The sequence below is a fragment of the Pseudomonas sp. D8002 genome (assembly GCF_013385695.1).
Classification (GTDB): domain Bacteria; phylum Pseudomonadota; class Gammaproteobacteria; order Pseudomonadales; family Pseudomonadaceae; genus Aquipseudomonas.
The window spans coordinates 38348-59626 of the sequence record NZ_JACAPM010000027.1; the positions used below are offsets into that span (position 1 = coordinate 38348).

A 21279-nucleotide genomic window follows, 5' to 3' on the forward strand; every position below is an offset into this window, starting at 1 on the left:
GGGTTAGCCTCGGGTAGGAACAAGAAAACGCATCCAGCGACGTTCGGCCAGTCGAAACAGGCCCACCAGTGCAAAGGACAGCAGCATGTACAACAGGGCAGCGATGCCGAAGGCCTGGAACGTCAGGAACGTCTCGGCGTTGGCGTCGCGGGCCACCTTGAGGATGTCGGCAATGGTGGCGGTGAACGCCAGGGACGTGGCGTGCAGCATCAGGATCATTTCATTGCTGTAGGCCGGCAGTGCGCGACGCAGTGCGGCGGGCACTACCACAAACAGGTTCAGGCGCCAGCCATGCAGGCCGTAGGCCTTGGCGGCTTCGATCTCGCCGTGGGGGATGTTGCGAATCGCCCCGGCAAAGATTTCCACGGTGTAGGCACACGTGTTCAGTACAAACGCCAGCAGCGTGCAGTTCAGTGCATTGCGAAAAAACTGGTTGAGCAGGGCGTTGTCCTGCACCACGTCCAGGCCGTAGAGGCCGGTGTAGCAAATCAGCAACTGGATATACAGCGGCGTGCCGCGAAACAGGTAGGTGTAGACCTCCACTGGCCAGCGAATCCAGAAGTGTTCCGACACCCGCGCGATCGCCAGCGGGATCGACAGGATGAAGCCCAGCACCACCGAGATAATGAACAGCCACAGGGTCATCGCCACCCCGGAAAAGCCGTTACCGTCGGTGAACAGGTAGGCCAGGCCGTATTGCTGGATCAGTTCGATCATCGCACCATCCCCTTGATGCCCACGTTGTAGCGCCGTTCCAGGCGTTTGAAGATGCGGTTGGAGAGGGTGGTGATCACCAGGTACACCAGGCCCGCGAGGATCAGGAAATACAGCGGGTCATTGGTGGTCTTGCCGGCGTTTTGTGCGGCCTTGACCAGGTCTGACAGGCCGATGATCGACACCAGCGCGGTGGACTTGAGCAGCACCAGCCAGTTGTTGCCCAGGCCCGGCAGGGCAAAGCGCATCAGTTGCGGGAACAGCACCAGGCGAAAGCGCTGCCAGCGGCTCAGGCCGTAGGCGGTGGCGGCTTCGAGTTGGCCGGCGGGCACGCTGAGAATCGCCCCGCGAAAGTTTTCGGTGAAATACGCACCGTAGATAAAACCGAGGGTGATGACACCGGCGGTGAACGGGTCGATTTCGAAGTAGGCCCAGCCGAGCATTTCACTCAGGTCGTTCAGCCACAGTTGCAGGCTGTAGAAAATCAGCAGGATCAGCACCAGGTCCGGCACGCTGCGAATCAGCGTGGTGTAGAGCGTGGCCGGAACCCGCAGCAGCTTGACGCTGGAGAGCTTGGCGGCGGCGGCGAGCAGTCCCAGGGACAGGCTCAGCAGCAGCGCCAGGAACGCCAGCTTGACCGTCATCCAGGCACCCTGGGCCAGCAGCGGGCCGAAGCCTTGCAAGTTGAGGAATTCATTCATGGGAAGTATCTCGATGGAGCGCAGAGTTTTACGGTGGGAGCGAGCTTGTGTGGGAGCGGGCTTGCTCGCGAAGACAGAGTTTCAGTCAATACATGTGTGACTGACCCACCGCTTTCGCGAGCAAGCCCGCTCCCACACAAGCTCGCTCCCACAGGAGGCGTCACTCGTTGTAGATATCCTGATCGCCGAAGTATTTCTTCTGGATCTGCGTGTAGGTGCCATCGGCCTGGACGGCGGCGATGCCTTTGTTGATCAGCTCCACCAGGTCCTTGTCGTTCTTGCGCAGGCCCATGGCGATGTCGAGCGGCAGGGTCGGGTCCTTGAAGGCCGGGCCGGTCTTGAAGTCGGCGCCTTCAGGTTTGGACAGGAAGTTGAGCTGGGCTTCAAGCTTGTCGGTCAGGGTGGCGTCGAGGCGACCGTTTTGCAGGTCGGCGTAGTTCTGTTCCTGGGACTGGTACGCCTTGATCTGCGCGCCAAGTTTTGCCAGGTGCGCACGGGCGTAGGCTTCCTGCAGCGAGCCTTGCAGCACGCCGACCTGTTTGCCTTTCAGGGATTCGGGGGTGTCGCCGAAGTCGGCGCTTTTGCGGGTGATCACCGAGGTCGGGCTGAGGAACAGCCGGTCGCTGAAGTCGATGACTTTCTGGCGGGCCGGGGTCACGGCCATGGAGGACATGATGGCGTCGAACTTGCGGGCGCGCAGGGCCGGGATCATGCCGTCGAATTCGTTGTGGACCCACACGCATTTGACTTCCAGCTTGGCGCAGATGGCGTTGCCCAGGTCGATGTCGAAACCTTGCAGGCTGCCGTCGGCGGCGACGGATTCAAACGGTGGGTATTCGGGGAAAACCCCAAAGCGGATTTCTTTCCATTCCTGAGCCTGGGCAGCGGTTGCGGCCAATGGCAGGAGCAGCGCAGCGAAAAGTGATCGGAGCGGAGTCATGTGTATTCCCTATATTTTGTAATTGATGTCAGGGCAGTAGAAAAGTTGAAAGCTAAGGCGAGCTGGCTTTTGTGGCGAGGGAGCTTGCTCCCGCTGGGCTGCGCAGCGGCCCCAAAATCCCGGGAGCGCTACGCACTCCAGCGGGAGCAAGCTCCCTCGCCACATTGGGCTGCCTCACTAAATTGGGCTGTTTGTTGTCAGAGAGAATGCTTCAAGATGGTGCGTTTTTTGTGTCGTTTACCCCTGCCGCGGCGGGCGGAATGTGCTGTTAAAACGCGGGTCACAGCGGAAACGGCTGCGGCACCCGCTGAATCGGCTTGTTGACCGGGTTTTTCCGGCCTGCCTTTCACGCAAAGCGGCAGGCCAGAGCGGTCTCAGGCGCGCTTTTTCTGCTGTGCCACCGGTGCTTGGGCCAGGCGGGCAAACAGGTCCTTGGGGTCGGCAAGGTCCGGCACCAGTTCCAGTTCGCTGCCCACGTCCAGCGCCGTGGCCACGTCCAGTACGTAACGCAGGGCGGAGTAGTCTTCGATGGCAAAACCTACCGAGTCGAACAGGGTGACCTGGCGCGCGTTTTCGCGGCCTGGCGCCTGGCCGTTGATCACTTGCCACAGCTCGGTGACTGGCGAATCCTCCGGCATGTGCTGGATCTCGCCTTCGATGCGGCTTTGTGGCTCGTACTCGACAATCACGCGGGCCCGTTCGACGATTCGTCGGTCCAGTTCGGTCTTGCCGGGGCAGTCGCCACCGACGGCATTCAGGTGCATGCCCGGTTCGATCATCTCGTCCGTGAGGATGGTGGCGTAGGCCTTGTCGGCGGTGACGGTGGTGACGATGTCGGCGCCTTTCACGGCTTCGGCCACGCTGCCTGCCAGGATCACCTTGATCGCCGGGAAGGCTTTGAGGTTGGCGGCCAGTTTGGCGGTGGCCTTGGCGTCGATGTCGAACAGGCGGATTTCAGTGATGCCCAGCATCGCGTGGAAGGCCAGGGCCTGGAACTCACTCTGGGAGCCGTTGCCGATCAGCGCCATGCTGCGGCTGTTGTCCCGGGCCAGGTAGCGCGCCACCAGGGCCGAGGTGGCGGCCGTGCGGATCGCGGTGGTCAGGGTCATTTCCGCCAGCAGTACCGGTTTGCCGGTGTCCACATCACCCAGGGCGCCGAAGGCCATGACGGTGAGCATGCCGCTCTGGGTGTTTTTCGGGTGGCCGTTCACGTATTTGAAGGCGTACAGCGACGCGTCGGACACCGGCATCAGCTCGATCACGCCCTCGGGGGAATGGTTGGCCAGGCGCGCGCATTTTTCAAAGTCCTGCCAGCGCAGGTAGTCGGCGCGGATGTACTCGGCCATCTCGGTAATGCAGGTTTGCAGGCCTTTTTGCGAAACCAGGTAGCTCAAGTCGTTGACGTCGATATAGCGGGTCATGGGAAGACTCCTTATTGAAATGAGGGGCGGGCGGGCAGATGTACTTCCGCCAACATGCAGCGGGCACTGCCGCCGCCGATGCGTTCGATGTTGTCGATGTTCACCACCACCGGCCGCGTGTGGCGCTCCACGTGCTGGCGCTGGGCGGGCTTGAGGGAGCCCCAGGCGCTGGCCGACATCACCAGCAGCGGCTGGCCGTCGCGGTCATGGACTTCGAGCATGTTGCCGGCGAAGGCTTCCAGCTGGTCGAAGTCCAGGGCGACGATGTCTTTGCCGGTGTCGCGCAGGGAGCGTTCAAGGGCCTGGCGCTCGTGGTCATCGGGCAGGGCTTGCAGGCACACCACGGAGAGGTCGCGGCCGACACTCATCATTACGTTGCTGTGGTAGATCGGCGCGTGGTGACGGTCTACGGCGTGGAATACGCAGACCTGGTAGTCAAGGCGTTCGGCGAACTGGCGCAGGGCATCCTGATGGGTCCGCCCGGAATGGCAGGCGTAGCTGATGCGGTGCTGGCGGTCGAGGACCATGCTGCCGGTGCCTTCGAGGAACATGTTCTGTTGTTCGAGGTGGCTGAAGTCGATGGTGTTGTGGATCGCGAAGCGTTGCTCCAGCACTTGCAGTACGCCTTTGTCGCGTTCCAGTCGTCGGTTCTGGCCTTCCATCGGGTACAGCACCAGGCTGCCGTCGGCGTGGCTGCTCCACCAGTTGTTGGGGAAGATCGAATCCGGGGTATGGGGAGCGGGGGTGTCTTGTACCACCAGCACTTCCACGCCGTGATGGCGCAGGGTGTCGACGTAGCCGTCGAACTCTTCCAGCGCTTTCTGCTGTGCCGCCAACGGGTCGAGGGGCGCACGCTGGAAGCGGTTGTTGATCGCGGTGTCCGGGTTGAAGGCAAAGTGCGCCGGGCGGATCATCAGGACAGTGTTGGTGGTTTGCATGGGGGCACGGGTCCATGGGGTTGGGCAGTGAGGCTATTTTGTGCGGTGTGAAGGAAGAATCCCGGCTGAACTGAGGGGGTGGCTCAGCCGGGAAAGCTGAAAAGTGGGGTGGGGCAGCCGAATCGGCTGTGGAGGTGAGTGGAGATCAAAATGTGGGAGCGGGCTTGCTCGCGAAAGCGGTGGGTCAGTTAATAAATTCGGTGGCTGATACACCGCCTTCGCGAGCAAGCCCGCTCCCACATTGGTATTGTGTTGCCTGAGGTTTTTTGTCTGGATGGAGAAACCATGCCCACTGAAGTTCGTCTCGCCCAAACTACCGATGCCGAGGGCATCAGCCAGGTCATCCTGGCGGCCCTGCATGACAGCAACGCCCGGGATTATCCGGCGGATGTGATTGCGCGGGTGGCGAGCAACTTTACTCCCGAGGCTGTCGTGGCGTTGCTCGCGCGTCGAACGGTGCTGGTGGCCATTCAGGATGAGGTGATCGTTGCCACGGCGGCACTTGACGCCAATGTGGTGCGCTCGGTATTCGTCAATCCGGCGCTGCAAGGGCAGGGCATCGGGCGCTTGCTGATGATTGAAATCGAGCTGCGCGCCCGGGAAGCCGGGGTGACCTTGTTGCATGTGCCGTCTTCGCTGACGGCCGAGCCGTTCTACACCAAGCTGGGTTTCCACACGGTGCGCGATGTCTACCATGGCAATGAACGCACGCTGGTGATGGAGAAGGCGTTGTCATCCCGCCATCCCATCGGCGTCTATCGCGATCGGGCCCATCGGGCGCAGGTGGTGGCGTTGTGGCAGGCGGCGTTTGGTTATGACGCGGCGCATAACCTGCCGAGCCTGGCGATCGACAAGAAGCTGGCGGTCAACGATGGGTTGTTCTTCGTGGCCACCGACAAGAAGGCGGTGATCGGCACTATCCTCGCCGGCTACGACGGGCATCGTGGCTGGTTGTATTCAGTGGCGGTGCACAACGACTATCGCCGCCAGGGCCTGGGCGCCTCGTTGGTGCGGCATGCGGAGCAGGCGTTGACGGCGCTGGGTTGCATGAAGATCAACCTGCAGATCACCAGTGGCAATGACGCGGTGATGGGGTTTTATGAGGCGCTGGGTTATGGCGCGGAGCCGCGGATCAGCATGGGCAAGAAGATTCTGGAAAACATCCCGATGGATAAAGCTTGAACGTCGGTTTTCCAAACGCTGAAATCAAATGTGGGAGCGGGCTTGCTCGCGAATGCGGTGGATCAGTCAATAAATCTGTCGACTGACACTCCGTATTCGCGAGCAAGCCCGCTCCCACAGTTTGGTTTTGCAGTGTTGCTTAGACCTTGACGATCCAGCCCTCAGGCGCTTCGACGTCGCCGGACTGTACGCCAGTCAGCTCTTTGTAGAGCTTCTGGGTGACCGGGCCGACTTCTTTTTCGCTGTAGAACACGTGCAGCTTGTCTTTGTACTCGATGCCGCCGATCGGGGTGATCACGGCGGCGGTGCCGCAGGCGCCGGCTTCCTTGAAGTCCGACAGCTTGTCGATCAGCACGTCGCCTTCAACCACTTCCAGGCCCAGGCGCGATTTTGCCAGCTCGATCAGCGACAGGCGGGTGATGCCTGGCAACACCGACGGCGAGTTCGGGGTGACGAACTTGTTGTCGTGGGTGATCCCGAAGAAGTTGGCCGAGCCGACTTCTTCGATCTTCGAGTGGGTGGCCGGGTCGAGGTAGATGCAGTCGGCGAAGTTGGCTTTTTTCGCCAGGGAACCGGGCATCAGGCTGGCGGCGTAGTTGCCACCGACCTTGGCGGCGCCGGTGCCGTTGGGAGCCGCACGGTCGTAGCCGGAGATCAGGAAGTTGTGCGGGGTCAGGCCGCCCTTGAAGTAGGCGCCGACCGGGATGCAGAAGATCGAGAAGATGAATTCCGGCGCGGTGCGCACGCCGATGTTGTCACCGGTGCCGATCACGAACGGGCGCAGGTACAGCGCGCCGCCGGTGCCGTACGGCGGGATGAACCGCTCGTTGGCGCGGACCACTTCCTTGCAGGCTTCGATGAAGGCGTCGGTCGGCACTTGTGGCATCAGCAGGCGGCCACAGCTGCGCTGCATGCGCGCGGCATTCTGGTCGGGGCGGAACAGGTTGATCGAACCGTCCTTGCAGCGGTAGGCCTTGAGGCCTTCAAAGCATTGCTGGCCGTAGTGCAGGGCGGTGGAGCCCTCGCTGATGTGCAGCACGTTGTCGTCGGTCAGGGTGCCTTTTTGCCACTCGCCGTCTTTCCAGGTCTGGAGGAAACGCTTGTCGGTCTTGATGTAGTCAAAACCCAGCTTGTCCCAATTGATGCTTTCGTTACCCATGACACCCTCTATCTTTTGTCAACCGCCTGGTCGAAGGCAGGCTTATGGTTTATTTCTGGATGGGCGCAACAATACTTCATTCTTGGCTTGTGTGGGAGCGGGCTTGCTCGCGAATGCGGCGTGTCATTCGATGCATTCGGTGCTGATCCACCGCTTTCGCGAGCAAGCCCGCTCCCACATTTGAACTTCGCCATTTTATAGATGCAATGCATGCCCCAGGGCCCGCAGGGCTGCTTCCTGTACCGCTTCGCCGAGGGTCGGGTGGGCGTGGATGGTGCCCGCCACGTCTTCCAGGCGTGAACCCATTTCCAGGCTCAGGCCGAAGGCCGTGGACAGTTCCGAGACGCCAACGCCTACCGCCTGCCAGCCGACGATCAGGTGATTGTCGCGGCGCGCCACTACCCGCACGAAGCCGGTTTTCGACTCCAGGGTCATGGCCCGGCCATTGGCGGCGAACGGGAAGCTCGACACGATGCAGTCCAGCCCGGCCGCCCTGGCTTCGTCCGGGGTCTTGCCGACCACTACCAGTTCCGGGTCGGTGAAGCACACCGCCGGGATCGCGGCCGGGTTGAATTCGCGGGATTTACCGCTGATCAGTTCGGCGACCATTTCGCCCTGGGCCATGGCCCGGTGGGCGAGCATCGGTTCACCGCTGAGGTCGCCGATGGCCCACACATTGCGCATGCTGGTCTGGCAGCGGCTGTCGATCTTGATCGCCGAGCCGTTCATGTCCAGGTTCAAGGCTTCGAGGTTCCAGCCCTGGGTGTTGGGTTTGCGACCAACGGCAACCAGCACCTGGTCGGTTTCCAGCGACAGCGTCTCGCCGCTGGGGTCGCGCACTTGCAGGGTATTGTTCTCGAAACCGGTGACGCTGTGTTTGAGGAACACCTTCACCCCCAGTTGCTTCAGGGATTCGGCAACCGGTTGGGTCAGTTCGGCGTCGTAGGCCGGCAAAATCCGGTCCTGGGCCTCAACCACGCTGACCTCGGCACCGAGCTTGCGATAGGCAATCCCCAATTCCAGGCCAATGTAGCCGCCGCCCACCACGATCAAGCGTTTCGGGATGCGTTTCGGCGCCAGGGCTTCGGTGGAGGAGATGATCGGCCCGCCAATCGGCAGCATCGGCAGGTTGACACTTTTCGAGCCGGTGGCCAGCAACAGGTGTTCACACTGGATGCGCTGGTCGCCGACATCGACGGTCTTGCCGTCCACGACCTTGGCCCAGCCCTGAATGACCTGGACCTTGTGTTTTTTCAGCAGCGCGGCTACGCCGGTGGTCAGGCGGTCAACGATGCCGTCTTTCCATTCAACGCTTTTGCCGATGTCCAGGGTCGGCACATCGACTTCGATACCCAACGGCGAACCCTGGCTGTGGTGCACGGTTTGCTGGAACTGTTCGGCGACATGAATCAGCGCCTTGGACGGAATGCAGCCGATGTTCAGGCAGGTGCCGCCCAGCGATTGGCCTTCCACCAGGATGGTCGGGATGCCCAGCTGGCCGGCGCGAATCGCTGCCACGTAACCGCCAGGCCCACCGCCGATAATCAGCAGCGTGGTGTGCAATGTTTGAGACATGGGTTACTCCAGGAACAGGCTGGCGGGTTGTTCGAGCAGGCCACGGATGGCCTGGATGAATTGCGCCGCGTCCATGCCATCGACCACCCGGTGATCGAAGGAGCTGGAGAGGTTCATCATCTTGCGGATCACGATCTGGCCCTTGATCACCATCGGCCGCTCGACAATGCGGTTGACCCCGACGATGGCCACTTCCGGCAGGTTCAGCACCGGGGTGCTGACAATCCCGCCCAACGCACCGAGGCTGGTCAGGGTAATGCTCGAGCCCGACAGCTCATCGCGACTGGCCTTGCCATTGCGCGCCGCATTCGCCAAGCGATTGATTTCTTGCGCCGTGCCCCACAGGTCGCGGGCTTCGGCGTGACGCACCACCGGCACCATCAGGCCGACATCGCTCTGGGTGGCGACACCCACATGCACCGCGCCGAGGCGGGTGATGACCTGGGCTTCGTCGTCATAACGCGCGTTGATCTGCGGATAGTCGCGCAATGCGACGACCATGGCCCGCACCAGGAACGGCAGCAGGGTCAGCTTGCCGCGGGTAGCGCCGTGTTTCTCGTTGAGGTGCACGCGCAACTCATCGAGGGCGGTGACGTCGATCTCTTCCACATAGCTGAAATGCGCGGCGCGCCGGGTGGCGTCCTGCATGCGCTGGGCGATCTTGCGGCGCATGCCGATCACCGGGATTTGCTGCTCGTCGTTGCGTTCGGCGTACGGGTTGGAGGCCCCGGAATTTTTCGCCGGACCCTGGAGCAAGTAAGCGTCCAGATCTTCATGCAGAATCCGGCCAGCCGGGCCTGAGCCCTGGACCAGTCGTAGCTGGATGCCAGCATCCAGCGCATGTTTGCGCACGGCCGGGGAGGCCAGCGGGCGGTCATCGGCCTCGCGGGCCACGGGCGCTTGCGCAGCCGCCACCGCAGGTTTGGCTGCCGGCTTGGGCTCAACCACGGGCGCGGCCTTGGCTTCAACTTTCGGCGCCGGTGCGGGTACCGGCGCGAGGTCTTCAACCACTGCCGATTCCCGGGTATTGCCCGCGCCTTCCACTTCGATACTGATCAAAACACTGCCCACCGCCATGACTTCCCCCGGCTCGCCGCCGAGGGAAATCACCTTGCCGTGCACCGGCGACGGAATGTCCACCATGGCCTTGTCGGTCATCACGTCCGCCAGCACCTGGTCTTCTACCACCAGGTCGCCGACCTTGACGTGCCATACCGACAATTCAACTTCTGCGATGCCTTCGCCAATGTCCGGCATCTTGATAACGTGCGTGCCCATTCAGACCTCCATAACCCGATGCAAAGCCGCGCCCACTCGGGTCGGGCCAGGGAAATACGCCCACTCTTGCGCGTGGGGATACGGGGTATCCCAACCGGTGACGCGCTCGATCGGCGCTTCCAGGTAGTGGAAGCAATGCTCCTGCACCAGCGCCACCAGCTCGGCGCCGAACCCGCAGGTACGGGTGGCTTCGTGAACGATCACGCAGCGACGGGTTTTCTTCACGGAATTGACGATGGTTTCCAGGTCCAGCGGCCACAGGCTGCGCAGGTCGATGACTTCGGCGTCGATGCCGGTTTCTTCGGCGGCGACTTGCGACACATACACCGTGGTGCCGTAGGTGAGGATCGTCACGTCCTTGCCCGGGCGGGCGATGGCGGCCACATCCAGCGGCACGGTGTAGTAACCGTCCGGCACCTGCGCTTGCGGGTGTTTCGACCACGGGGTTACCGGGCGGTCGTGGTGGCCGTCGAACGGGCCGTTATACAGGCGCTTGGGTTCGAGGAAGATCACCGGGTCATCGTTTTCGATGGAGGCGATCAGCAGGCCCTTGGCGTCGTACGGATTGGACGGCATCACCGTGCGCAGGCCGCAGACCTGGGTGAACACCGCTTCAATACTCTGGCTGTGGGTCTGGCCGCCGTAGATGCCGCCGCCGCAGGGCATGCGCATGGTCAGCGGTGCAGTGAACTGGCCGGCCGAGCGATAACGCAGGCGGGCGGCTTCGGAAATGATCTGGTCGGTGGCAGGGTACACGTAGTCGGCGAACTGAATCTCGGCCACCGGCCGCAGGCCATAGGCGCCCATGCCGACCGCCACGCCGACGATCCCGCTTTCGGAGATCGGTGCGTCGAACACCCGCGAGGTGCCGTACTTGTTCTGCAAGCCTTCGGTGCAACGGAACACGCCGCCGAAGTAACCGACGTCCTGGCCGAACACCACCACATTGTCGTCTCGCTCAAGCATCACATCCATGGCCGAGCGCAAGGCCTGGATCATGGTCATGGTCGTGGTGGTCATGGCGGTTTCCAGCTCGATATTGTTGTTGTGATCGTTCATGTCAGATCCCCAACTCTTGACGCTGGCGCTTCAAGTGCTCCGGCATCTCTTTATAAACGTCTTCGAACATGGTCGCGGCGCTTGGAATCTGGCCACCGGCCAGGGTGCCGTACTGTTCGGCTTCTTTCTGGGCCTTGAGCACTTCGGCTTCAAGTTCGGCACTGACCGCCGCGTGTTCCTCTTCGGACCACTGACCAATCTTGATCAGGTGCTGCTTGAGGCGGGCGATCGGGTCGCCCAGCGGGAAGTGGCTCCAGTCGTCGGCGGGACGGTATTTGGACGGGTCATCGGAGGTGGAGTGCGGGCCGGCACGGTAGGTCACCCATTCGATCAGGGTCGGGCCCAGGTTGCGGCGGGCACGTTCGGCGGCCCAGGCGGAGGCGGCGTACACCGCGACAAAGTCGTTGCCGTCCACCCGCAGGGAGGCGATGCCGCAACCCACGCCGCGTCCGGCAAAGGTTGTGGCTTCACCGCCGGCAATGGCCTGGAAGGTGGAGATCGCCCACTGGTTATTCACTACGTTAAGAATCACGGGTGCCCGGTACACGTGGGCGAAGGTGAGGGCGGTGTGGAAGTCGGACTCAGCGGTGGCGCCGTCGCCGATCCAGGCCGAGGCAATCTTGGTATCGCCCTTGATGGCCGAGGCCATGCCCCAGCCCACGCCTTGTACGAATTGGGTGGCGAGGTTGCCGGAAATCGTGAAGAAGCCGGCATCTTTTACCGAGTACATGATCGGCAACTGGCGGCCCTTGAGCGGGTCGCGCTCGTTGGACAGCAGCTGGCAGATCAGGTCTACCAGCGGCACTTCCCGGGCCATCAGGATGCTTTGCTGGCGATAGGTGGGGAAGCACATGTCGTCGATGTTCAAGGCCAGGGCCTGGGCGCTGCCGATGGCTTCTTCGCCGAGGCTTTGCATGTAGAACGACATCTTCTTCTGACGCTGGGCGACCACCATGCGGTTGTCGAAGATCCGCGTCTTGAGCATGGCGCGCATGCCCTTGCGCAGAATCTCGACTGGCACGCCTTCAGCCCATGGGCCGAGGGCCTGGCCTTGATCGTCGAGCACGCGAATCAGGCCCTTGGCCAGGTCGGCGGTGTCGGCGGGTTCTACGTCGATTGGGGGTTTGCGCACCAGGCCAGCGTCAGTCAGGCGCAGGTAGGTAAAGTCGGTCTTGCAGCCTGGGCGGCCCGAGGGTTCGGGAACGTGCAGGCGCAGTGGTTCGTACTGCTGAGTCATGGCTTTCTACGCTCTATCTTGTGAATTTCTTGTAGTGGGCGCGGTAGCTGACAGTCCTTCTTCGGGTAGAAGAAATCTTGTCCTACAACAATCATAGGCTCGGCTCAGGAGAATATTTATCTCTGTTTCATTGCGTTGGAGATCATTTGGGGATAAAAAAACTGCATAAACATAATAAACAGGTGGTTTTGTCTCATGCGCAAACTGGACCGTATCGATATCGGCATTCTGAACGCCCTTCAGGAGAACGCTCGCATCACCAACGCCGACCTGGCCCGTTCGGTCAACCTGTCGCCCACGCCGTGTTTCAACCGGGTCAAGGCCATGGAAGAACTGGGGCTGATTCGCGACCAGGTGACGCTGCTGGACGCCGACCTGCTGGGGCTGCACGTCAATGTGTTCATCCACGTCAGCCTGGAAAAGCAGAACGAATTGGCATTGCAGCAATTCGAAGGGGCGATTTCGGATCGCCCCGAAGTGATGGAGTGCTACCTGATGGCCGGCGACCCCGATTATCTGATTCGGGTGCTGGTGCCGACCATCCAGTCCCTGGAGCGTTTCATGATGGACTTCCTGACTAAAGTCCCGGGTGTCGCCAACATCCGCTCCAGCTTTGCCCTCAAGCAAGTGCGCTACAAGACCGCACTGCCGCTACCGGCTAACGGCATCAACCTCGGCTAACGAACGACACAAAACAAATGTGGGAGCGGGCTTGCTCGCGAATGGGGAGTGTCAGTCACCGAAAATATAGACTGATACACCGCATTCGCGAGCAAGCCCGCTCCCACATTTTGTAGTGCATTTCAAAGCTGGTTGAGGGGAATCTTCAAATAAACCACCCCATTTCCTTCCGCCGGCGGCATCACCCCGGCCCGCACATTCACCTGAATCGCCGGCAACAACAGCGTGGGCATGCCCAACCCGGCATCCCGCGTGGTGCGCATCTCGACAAACGCCGCCTCATCCACCCCGTCATGCACATGAATATTCCCCGCCCGCTGTTCAGCCACCGTGGTCAGGCACTTGGCTGCGCGTCCTTCGGGCGGATAGTCATGGCACACATAAAGGCGGGTTTCAGGCGCGAAGGCCAACAGCTTGCGCATCGACCCATACAGCTGGCGCGCATCCCCACCAGGGAAATCGCAGCGCGCCGTGCCCACGTCCGGCATGAACAGCGTGTCGCCCACCAGAATCAACTGGTCATCAATCAGGTAAGCCATGTCCGCCGGCGTATGCCCCGGCACATGCAGCGCCTGGGCCTTCAGGTTGCCAATGTGAAACACCTCATCCGGCGCAAACAGATGGTCGAACTGCGACCCATCCACCCGAAACTCCGGCTCCAGGTTGAACAGGTTCTTGAACACTCCCTGCACCTTGCTGATGGACTGGCCAATCGCGATCTTGCCCCCCAGCTGGCGACGCAAATAAGGCGCAGCCGACAGATGATCCGCATGGGCGTGGGTTTCCAGCAACCACTGCACCTGCAAGCCATGCTCGCGCACAAACGCGATCACCTTGTCCGCCTGGCCGGTGCCGGTGCGTCCGGAGGCCGGGTCGTAGTTGAGCACCGAATCAACGATGGCGCATGGGCCACCGTCCGTTTCGTAGACGACGTAGGTGTAGGTCGACGACGCCTCGTCCAGAAAGGATTGAATCAACGCTGACATGACGGGTTTCCCAGATAGCTAATGGCGACTTACATTCAGTTAGGTTTCCACATAACCTTGTGAGCTTAAGTGAATTAAAGGACCCGAGGCAAAGGATGGCATCGTGGTGGCAAACAGCTAGGGCGTGGTGCCATACGGCAACGACCCTTGCGTGCATTAACTGAAAAAGGCCATAGACCATGAACGACCAACACTGGGGACCTACCATCAGTGGCGATATCGTTGTCATCGGTGGCGGCTCGGCAGGCATCGGCCTGCTGGCCAGCCTGCTCAAGCGCGACCCGCACCTGAACATCATCCTGATCGAGCCCAGCGACCACCACTACTACCAGCCGGCCTGGACCCTGGTGGGCGGTGGGGCTTATGACGTTACCAGGACCGTGCGCCCCATGGCCGACGTGCTGCCCAACGGCGTCACCTGGATCCAGGCCGCGGTCAGCGAATTACTGCCCGACGAGCAAACCCTGGTGCTCGACAGTGGCCAGCGCGTCAGTTGGAAGAACCTCATCGTGTGCCCGGGCCTGCGCCTGGCCTGGGAGAAGATCGAAGGCCTGCAAGAGACCCTCGGCCGGCATGGCGTAACGTCCAACTACAGCTATGAGCACGCCGCCTACACCTGGCAGCTGGTGCAGCAACTCAAAAATGGCAAGGCGATCTTTACCCAACCGGCCATGCCGATCAAATGTGCCGGCGCTCCGCAAAAAGCCATGTACCTGTCGTGCGATCACTGGCTCCGCCAGGGTGACCTGAAAAACATCAAGGTCGAATTCAACCTGGCTGGTGCCGCCTTGTTCGGCGTGCCGACCTTCGTGCCGCCGCTGATGAAGTACGTTGAAAAGTACTCGGCGCAACTGGCATTCAACTCCAACCTGGTCAAGGTCGACGGCCCCGCGCGCAAGGCCTGGTTCGAAATCAAGGACGCCGAAGGCAATGTGCGCGTCGAAGAGAAAACCTTCGACCTGCTGCACGTCGTCCCGCCACAGGTCTCGCCGGACTTCATTCGCCACAGCCCCCTGGCCGATGCCGCCGGCTGGTGCGAAGTGAATCCCCAGAGCCTGCAACACCTGCGCTACCCGCACATCTTCGGCCTGGGCGATGTGTGTTCCACCACCAACGCCAAGACCGCCGCGGCGGTGCGCAAGCAAATCGTGGTGGTGGCGGAAAACCTGCTGGCCCTGCGCAGACAGGCACCGTTGCCCCTCAAGTACGACGGCTATGGCTCCTGCCCGCTGACCGTGGAGAAGGGCAAGGTGGTGCTGGCCGAGTTCGGCTATGGCGGCAAGTTGCTGCCGACCTTTCCCCTCGACCCGACTGTGGCGCGGCGTTCGGCGTGGTTCCTCAAGGCGAGTTTCCTGCCGTGGTTCTACTGGAACGGCATGCTCAAGGGCCGCGAGTGGCTGACCCGTCTGGCCAAGGTGGATTGAGGCAACCCTATGCTGCTGGCAAGTTTTCTGGGCGTGTTGATGGGGTTGGTCATGGGCTTGACCGGTGCCGGAGGCGGCATTCTTGGTGTCCCGGCCCTGGTATTGGGGCTGGGGTTGACCATGACCCAGGCCGCGCCCGTGTCGTTGTTCGCGGTGGGCGCGGCCGCTGCCGTGGGGGCTGTCGACGGTTTGCGCCATGGCCTGGTGCGTTACCGCGCGGCGCTGCTGATTGCGCTGCTTGGCGCGCTATTTTCGCCGCTGGGGGTTTTCTTCGCCCACCAGATGTCGGAGAAAGTCCTGATGGGCCTGTTCAGTGCGCTGATGGTGCTGGTGGCCTGGCGCATGCTGCAACGGGAGAAGCTTGAGGCCGGGCCGAGCGACCACGGCACCGCGTCCTGGGGCCAGAAGAACTGCATGCTCGATCAACAGACCGGGCGCTTTTCCTGGACCGCCAAATGCACCGCCACCCTGGCCGCCCTCGGCGCAGTGACCGGTGCGGTATCGGGCCTGCTCGGCGTGGGCGGCGGCTTCCTGATCGTACCGGCCTTCAAGCAACTGACCGATGTGCAGATGCGCGGCATCGTCGCCACCTCGCTGATGGTGATCAGCCTGATCTCGTTGATCGGCGTGATCGGCGCGTTTCATGCCGGGGTCAGTATCGAGCCGATGGGCTGGGTGTTTATCGGTTCGAGCATTGTCGGCATGTTGGCGGGGCGGCGCCTGTGCTCGGTGATCAAGGCGCGCACCTTGCAGGTGGGTTTTGCCACCCTGTGTGTGCTGGTGGCGGCGGGCATGCTGTTTCGGGCCCTCATTCAGGTGCCTTGAAATGCGGTCAGCATCCCGCCCCTACGGGTATCAGCGCCGCAGGTAGGCACCAAAGTCGATGTCCCCGGCGCTGAGAATCGCCTGCACCCGATTGTGCACGTTCAACTTGCGCAGGATTGCCGAGACATGGGCCTTCACCGTGGTCTCGGCAATCTCCAGGCTATAGGCGATTTGCTTGTTCGAGTCACCCTTGGTCATCCGCTCCAGCACCAGCAATTGCTTGCGGGTCAGGGCCTGCAGCAGCTCCGGCGCAAGCCCCAGGCAATCATTCATGCGCCGTTGCCCGCTGATTTTCTGGCTGCGAATAATCTCCGGCGGCAAATACACATTGCCGTTGAGAATCTGTTGGATTGCCTCGGTCATCTGCAGCCTGGGCGAGGACTTGGTGATAAACCCCACCGCGCCATAGGTGATGGCTTGCAGCACGACCTGCTTGTCCTGCTCGGCAGACACGATCACCACCGGAATCGTCGGCGACTCGTTGCGCAGGTTGATCAGGCCATTGAGGCCGTGCATGCCCGGCATGTTCAGGTCCAGCAGGATCAGATCCAGATCGTCGTGCTCCTGGCTCATGGTCAGGGCGCTGTCCAGGTCGCCGGTTTCCATCACTTCGCTGCCCGGGAACCCGTCGCTGATGACGTTGTGGATCGCCTCGCGAAACAGTGGGTGATCGTCGGCTATCAGAATTTTGTACATGGACGTTCGCCTTATTATTTTTGCTTATTCAAGCAGGTCCGATCCATAGGGTCATGCGCCCATTACATGCCAGTCTCGATGCCTTGGGAATGCGACGATAGAGAGGGGAATCAGTACCAAAGTAGTAGATCGTGCCGTACGTCGCGGTTTCAGCGCCACCCATTGGTCTGATTGCAATCAGTGTCGGATGGGTTAGTGTGGAGCGCATCTTCCAGAATAATAAAAACAGGCTTACCAATGAGCCCGAACCTGAGTCTCCTGCGTAAATTCGTTTCCCCTGAAATCATCTTTGGCGCCGGCTGCCGGCACAACGTAGGCAACTACGCCAAGACCTTTGGCGCGCGCAAGGTGTTGGTGGTGAGTGATCCCGGCGTGGTTGCTGTCGGCTGGGTGGCCGATGTCGAGGCCAGCCTGCAAGCCATCGGCATCGACTACTGCCTGTACACCGCCGTTTCGCCCAACCCCCGGGTTGAAGAGGTGATGCTCGGCGCCGAGGTCTACCGTGAAAACCATTGCGACGTGATCGTCGCCGTCGGTGGCGGCAGCCCGATGGACTGCGGCAAGGCCATCGGCATCGTGGTCGCCCATGGCTGCAGCATCCTCGACTTCGAAGGCGTCGACACCATCCGCGTGCCGAGCCCGCCGCTGATCCTGATCCCGACCACCGCGGGCTCCTCGGCGGATGTCTCGCAGTTCGTGATCATTTCCAACCAGCAGGAGCGCATGAAGTTCTCCATCGTCAGCAAGGCGGTGGTGCCCGATGTTTCACTGATCGACCCGGAAACCACGGCGAGCATGGACCCGTTTCTCTCGGCCTGTACCGGCATCGATGCGCTGGTGCATGCCATCGAGGCCTTCGTGTCCACCGGCCACGGCCCGCTGACCGATCCCCACGCGCTGGAAGCCATGCGCCTGATCAATGGCAACCTGGTGCAGATGATCGCCAACCCCGGCGACATCGCCCTGCGGGAGAAAATCATGCTGGGCAGCATGCAGGCCGGGCTGGCGTTTTCCAACGCGATCCTCGGCGCGGTGCATGCCATGTCCCACAGCCTTGGCGGCTTTCTCGACCTGCCCCATGGCCTGTGCAACGCGGTGCTGGTGGAACATGTGGTGGCGTTCAACTACAGCGCGGCACCGGAGCGTTTCAAGGTGATTGCCGAGACCTTCGGCATTGATTGCCGGGGCCTCAACCACCGGCAAATCTGCGGCCGGCTGGTGGACCATTTGATCGCGTTGAAGCATGCGATCGGCTTCCATGAAACCCTCGGCCTGCATGGGATTCGAGTGGCGGACATTCCCTTTCTGTCGCAGCACGCCATGCACGACCCGTGCATCCTTACCAACCCGCGTGAGTCCAGCCAGCGTGACGTCGAGGTCGTCTATGGCGAAGCTCTCTGACGATCAGCAACGGGCACTCGCGGGGCTCCTGGGGCTGGGCAACCACTCGGCGCGCAAGAGTCATTACCCCGAACTGACCGCGCGCCTCGACGAGCTGGAAGCCGAGCGCAATCGCTACATCCGCCTCAACGACGAATTGGAACAGCGGGTCGCGGCGCGTACCGACGAGTTGCTGGAAGCCAACCGCAACCTGCAACAGCAAATCGCCCAGCGCGAGAAGATCGAGCAGGACCTGCGCGATGCCCGGGATGCCGCCCAGGCCGCCAACCGCAGCAAGGACAAATACCTTGCCGCCGCCAGTCATGACCTGCTGCAACCCCTCAACGCCGCACGCTTGCTGATTTCCACCCTGCGCGAGCGCAACTTGCCCAGCGTCGAACACGTGTTGGTGGAGCGCACCCATCAGGCCCTGGAAGGCGCCGAGGATTTGCTCACCGACTTGCTGGACATTTCCCGACTCGATCAAGCGGCGGTCAAGCCGGACATCGCCCTGTACCGTCTCGACGAACTGTTCGCACCGCTGGTCTCGGAATTCCAGTCGGTGGCCGCGGCGTCCGGGCTGAACCTGCGGGCGCGTACAGGCCATTACGCAATCAACACCGACCTGCGGCTGGTGACGCGGATCCTGCGCAATTTCCTCAGCAACGCCTGCCGCTACACGAGCGCGGGCTCCATCCTGCTGGGCGCCCGCCGCCGGGGTGAGCGGTTGCGCCTGGAGGTGTGGGACACCGGGCGCGGAATTGCGGCGGACCGCCTGGACGCCATCTTCCTGGAGTTCAATCAACTGGACGTGGGCCGCGCCGCCGACCGCAAGGGCGTGGGACTGGGGTTGGCGATTGTCGAGCGTATCGCCGAGGTCCTCGGTTATCCGGTGGCGGTGCGTTCGTGGCCGGGGCGCGGTTCGATGTTCAGCATCGAAGTCCCCATCAGCGAGGACATGCCGCTGCCCATCAGTGTAGTGGCCGCGCAACCGAGCACCGGCAACCCGCTGCCGGGGAGGCGGCTGCTGGTGCTGGATAACGAAGTCGGCATCCTCGACAGCATGAGCGCGCTGCTTGGGCAGTGGGGCTGCGAGGTGGTCACTGCGACCGATCAGGCCGGCGCACTGGTTGCGTTGCAGGGCCGGGCACCGGAGCTGATTCTCGCGGACTATCACCTGGACCATGGCGTGGTGGGCTGTGAGGTCGTGCACCAGTTGCGCGAGCATTTTGGCTGCAGGATTCCGGCAGTGATTATCACCGCCGACCGCACCGACCAATGCCGCCGTGCATTGCAGCGCCTGGACGTGCCATTGCTGAACAAGCCGGTCAAGCCCGGCAAGTTGCGGGCGGTGTTGACCCAGTTATTGGCCTAGCCACTTGATACCCGTCAACACCGGGCGTGACGCTTTGCCTCATGCTGTGGGCCAGATTTCACGGCCGACGGAGAACCCCATGAGTGCCCCCGCAACAACAGCTGCTTCATTCAAGTTGCCCCTGGGCCTGGTGGTCGGCGTACTGGTGATGGTCGGCGTGCTGCTGTTGCCGCTGCCGGCCGACTTGCCGGTGGCCGGGCACCGGATGCTGGCGATCCTCGCGTTTGCGGTGGTGGTATGGATCACCGAAGCGGTCTCCTACGAGGCCAGCGCGATCATGATCACCTCGTTGATGGCGTTTTTGCTCGGCACTGCGCCGTCGCTGCAAGACCCCACGCACCTGATCGGTTCCAGCCCGGCCATCAGCATGGCGTTGACGGGGTTTTCCAACCCGGCGCTGGCGCTGGTGGCCGGCGCGTTGTTTATCGCCGCAGCCATGACCCATACCGGGCTGGACCGGCGCATCGCGTTGGTCACCCTGACCCGCGTGGGTACCAGCACCCGGGGCATTCTCGTCGGAGCAGTTGCCGTGACCATCCTCTTGAGCCTGGTGGTGCCCAGCGCCACGGCCCGCAGTGCGTGTGTGGTGCCGATCATGATGGGGGTGATTGCCGCGTTTGGCGTGGACAAGCGTTCGAATATTGCGGCCGGGATCATGATCGTCGTGGCCCAGGGTACGAGCATCTGGAACGTCGGTATCCAGACGGCGGCGGCGCAGAACCTGCTGACGGTTGGCTTTATGGACAAGATGCTGGGGCAGCGGGTGTCGTGGATCGACTGGTTGATCGCTGGGGCGCCGTGGGCGCTGATCATGTCGGCGGTGTTGTTGTTTTTGGTGTTGAAGCTGCTGCCGCCGGAGAGTGACAGCATTCCCGGAGGCAAGGAGGCGGTGGCGCAATCGCTGGTGGACATCGGGCCGATGACGGGGCCGCAGAAGCGCTTGCTGACGGTGTCGGTGTTGCTGTTGCTGGCGTGGGCGACTGAGGGGCGGTTGCACAGCTTTGATACGACCTCAACGACGTATGCCGGGCTGGTGTTCTTGCTGATGCCGGGGATCGGGGTGATGACCTGGAAGGATGTGCAGTCGCGGATTCCGTGGGGCACGGTGATTGTGTTTGGGGTTGGCATCAGCCTGGGTACGGCGTTGCTGACCACCCAGGCGGGGCAGTGGCTGGGGTCGCAGGTGGTGGCGCATACCGGGTTGGACCAGGTGGGGCCGCTGGGGGTGTTTGCGATTCTGGGGGTGTTTTTGATCGTGATTCATTTGGGGTTTGCCAGTGCCACGGCGTTGACCTCGGCGTTGTTGCCGATTTTGATTGCGGTGTTGCAGACGTTGCCCGGGGAGTTCAGTCGGCTGGGGATGACGATGTTGCTGGGGTTTGTGATGAGCTACGGGTTTATCCTGCCCATCAATGCGCCGCAGAATATGGTGTGTTTGGGGACCGGCACGTTTACGGCGCGGCAGTTTGCCAAGGTGGGGATTCTGGTGACGTTGATTGGGTATGGGTTGATGTTGGTGTTTGCGGCTACGTATTGGAGTTGGTTGGGGTGGATTTGAGGTGGGGGCATATCCGTTATTTCGGTAACGGCCGCTTATGGTTCCGCTCTTACAGCGGCCCGCTTCGCACTGCCTGCGTTCGGCCTCGGGCTCATTGGGGCAGTCAGATCAAGGTCAAAAGCAAAAGCACAGCGGCCTACCGGCCGGCTT

At 61.9% G+C, this 21279-nt stretch carries 19 protein-coding genes; 7 read left to right on the forward strand and 12 right to left on the reverse strand.

What is annotated here, in order from left to right; translation table 11 throughout:
* Nucleotides 1-3 precede the first annotated feature (3 nt).
* From HX807_RS16210 to ctlX, 5 genes are all read right to left on the reverse strand, one after another.
* Nucleotides 4-717, reverse strand: a complete 714-nt coding sequence (locus HX807_RS16210; RefSeq protein ID WP_003208574.1) for an ABC transporter permease — start codon at nt 715-717, stop codon at nt 4-6.
* On the reverse strand, nt 714-1415 hold the full coding sequence (locus HX807_RS16215) for an ABC transporter permease (RefSeq protein ID WP_177050466.1): 702 nt from the start codon (nt 1413-1415) through the stop codon (nt 714-716). Before HX807_RS16215 ends, HX807_RS16210 begins: the two co-directional genes overlap by 4 nt.
* A gap of 160 nt (nt 1416-1575) precedes the next feature.
* Nucleotides 1576-2355 (reverse strand): ABC transporter substrate-binding protein, encoded by a 780-nt coding sequence (locus HX807_RS16220; RefSeq protein ID WP_003212870.1) that lies wholly within the window; start codon nt 2353-2355, stop codon nt 1576-1578.
* Nucleotides 2356-2729: 374 nt separating this feature from the next.
* The gene (locus tag HX807_RS16225; RefSeq protein ID WP_087694492.1) at nt 2730-3776 is read right to left on the reverse strand and encodes an ornithine cyclodeaminase; all 1047 of its coding nucleotides are present in this window, start codon (nt 3774-3776) and stop codon (nt 2730-2732) included.
* An 11-nt stretch (nt 3777-3787) separates the two neighbouring features.
* Nucleotides 3788-4714 (reverse strand): citrulline utilization hydrolase CtlX, encoded by a 927-nt coding sequence (gene ctlX, locus HX807_RS16230; protein ID WP_177050467.1) that lies wholly within the window; start codon nt 4712-4714, stop codon nt 3788-3790.
* Between the two features lie 285 nt (nt 4715-4999).
* Between ctlX and HX807_RS16235 the strand changes: the two genes are divergently transcribed.
* The gene (locus tag HX807_RS16235) at nt 5000-5896 is read left to right on the forward strand and encodes a GNAT family acetyltransferase (RefSeq protein ID WP_008434482.1); all 897 of its coding nucleotides are present in this window, start codon (nt 5000-5002) and stop codon (nt 5894-5896) included.
* A 139-nt stretch (nt 5897-6035) separates the two neighbouring features.
* Here HX807_RS16235 and HX807_RS16240 read toward each other — a convergent pair whose 3' ends face one another.
* From HX807_RS16240 to HX807_RS16260, 5 genes are all read right to left on the reverse strand, one after another.
* On the reverse strand, nt 6036-7055 hold the full coding sequence (locus HX807_RS16240; protein WP_003212864.1) for a branched-chain amino acid aminotransferase: 1020 nt from the start codon (nt 7053-7055) through the stop codon (nt 6036-6038).
* Nucleotides 7056-7250: 195 nt separating this feature from the next.
* A complete protein-coding gene (lpdA, locus tag HX807_RS16245) occupies nt 7251-8630 on the reverse strand; it encodes a dihydrolipoyl dehydrogenase (protein ID WP_008434480.1) in 1380 nt (459 codons plus the stop codon).
* Between the two features lie 3 nt (nt 8631-8633).
* A complete protein-coding gene (locus HX807_RS16250) occupies nt 8634-9908 on the reverse strand; it encodes a dihydrolipoamide acetyltransferase family protein (protein WP_003212860.1) in 1275 nt (424 codons plus the stop codon).
* Nucleotides 9909-10967 (reverse strand): alpha-ketoacid dehydrogenase subunit beta, encoded by a 1059-nt coding sequence (locus tag HX807_RS16255; RefSeq protein ID WP_003212859.1) that lies wholly within the window; start codon nt 10965-10967, stop codon nt 9909-9911.
* A 1-nt stretch (nt 10968) separates the two neighbouring features.
* Nucleotides 10969-12204 (reverse strand): 3-methyl-2-oxobutanoate dehydrogenase (2-methylpropanoyl-transferring) subunit alpha, encoded by a 1236-nt coding sequence (locus HX807_RS16260; RefSeq protein WP_003212857.1) that lies wholly within the window; start codon nt 12202-12204, stop codon nt 10969-10971.
* A 195-nt stretch (nt 12205-12399) separates the two neighbouring features.
* Here HX807_RS16260 and bkdR point away from each other — a divergent pair, with 195 nt between their 5' ends.
* Nucleotides 12400-12885: a Bkd operon transcriptional regulator BkdR gene (gene bkdR / locus HX807_RS16265; RefSeq protein ID WP_003212855.1), complete on the forward strand. Its 486-nt coding sequence runs from the start codon at nt 12400-12402 to the stop codon at nt 12883-12885.
* A 122-nt stretch (nt 12886-13007) separates the two neighbouring features.
* Here bkdR and HX807_RS16270 read toward each other — a convergent pair whose 3' ends face one another.
* Nucleotides 13008-13871: an MBL fold metallo-hydrolase gene (locus tag HX807_RS16270; RefSeq protein WP_003207791.1), complete on the reverse strand. Its 864-nt coding sequence runs from the start codon at nt 13869-13871 to the stop codon at nt 13008-13010.
* Between the two features lie 179 nt (nt 13872-14050).
* On the opposite strand from HX807_RS16270, the gene HX807_RS16275 reads away from it, so the two are divergent.
* Entirely contained in the window at nt 14051-15295 is a 1245-nt protein-coding gene (locus tag HX807_RS16275; protein WP_087694487.1) for an FAD/NAD(P)-binding oxidoreductase, read from the forward strand.
* Between the two features lie 9 nt (nt 15296-15304).
* Nucleotides 15305-16120, forward strand: a complete 816-nt coding sequence (locus HX807_RS16280) for a sulfite exporter TauE/SafE family protein (protein ID WP_003207794.1) — start codon at nt 15305-15307, stop codon at nt 16118-16120.
* Between the two features lie 30 nt (nt 16121-16150).
* Here HX807_RS16280 and HX807_RS16285 read toward each other — a convergent pair whose 3' ends face one another.
* The gene (locus HX807_RS16285; protein WP_177050469.1) at nt 16151-16816 is read right to left on the reverse strand and encodes a response regulator transcription factor; all 666 of its coding nucleotides are present in this window, start codon (nt 16814-16816) and stop codon (nt 16151-16153) included.
* Nucleotides 16817-17053: 237 nt separating this feature from the next.
* Between HX807_RS16285 and ercA the strand changes: the two genes are divergently transcribed.
* From ercA to HX807_RS16300, 3 genes are all read left to right on the forward strand, one after another.
* Nucleotides 17054-18217: an alcohol dehydrogenase-like regulatory protein ErcA gene (gene ercA, locus HX807_RS16290; protein WP_003207798.1), complete on the forward strand. Its 1164-nt coding sequence runs from the start codon at nt 17054-17056 to the stop codon at nt 18215-18217.
* The gene (locus HX807_RS16295) at nt 18201-19571 is read left to right on the forward strand and encodes a hybrid sensor histidine kinase/response regulator (RefSeq protein WP_003207799.1); all 1371 of its coding nucleotides are present in this window, start codon (nt 18201-18203) and stop codon (nt 19569-19571) included. The genes ercA and HX807_RS16295 overlap by 17 nt, the downstream gene beginning before the upstream one ends.
* Nucleotides 19572-19650: 79 nt before the next feature.
* On the forward strand, nt 19651-21129 hold the full coding sequence (locus HX807_RS16300) for a DASS family sodium-coupled anion symporter (RefSeq protein ID WP_008434472.1): 1479 nt from the start codon (nt 19651-19653) through the stop codon (nt 21127-21129).
* The last annotated feature ends 150 nt before the right edge of the window (nt 21130-21279 follow it).